General features: G+C 52.8%; 1 protein-coding gene. It reads left to right on the top strand.

Features of this window, described 5'->3' with window-relative positions:
* Positions 1-290 (top strand): virulence-associated E family protein (locus DW835_RS18575; RefSeq protein WP_243037246.1); only part of this gene is annotated, 290 nt, incomplete at both ends.

The raw sequence follows: 290 nt of genomic DNA, 5'->3' as shown, positions 1-290 counted from the left end.
CTGCTGGCAGGCAGGGACGAATGGTTTTCAGACGATTTGAAGAAGCTGGACGATGAAAATGTGTACCGCAAGCTTCAAGGGCATTGGATTATCGAGATGTCGGAGATGATCGCCACAGCCAACGCCAAGAGTATTGAGGAAATCAAGTCATTCTTAAGCCGCCAGAAAGAAACCTACAAAGTGCCGTATGAGACACATCCGGCAGACCGGCTGCGGCAATGTGTATTTGGAGGGACGACCAACCGGCAGGACTTTTTGCCCCGTGACCGCACCGGCAACCGGCGCTTTCT

The organism is Clostridium sp. AM34-9AC, from assembly GCF_003480225.1.
In the GTDB taxonomy this organism is placed as follows: Bacteria; Bacillota; Clostridia; order Lachnospirales; family Lachnospiraceae; genus Acetatifactor; species Acetatifactor acetigignens.
The sequence above is the reverse complement of the archived record's forward strand: the minus strand, read 5'-3'. Positions and strand labels throughout refer to the sequence as shown.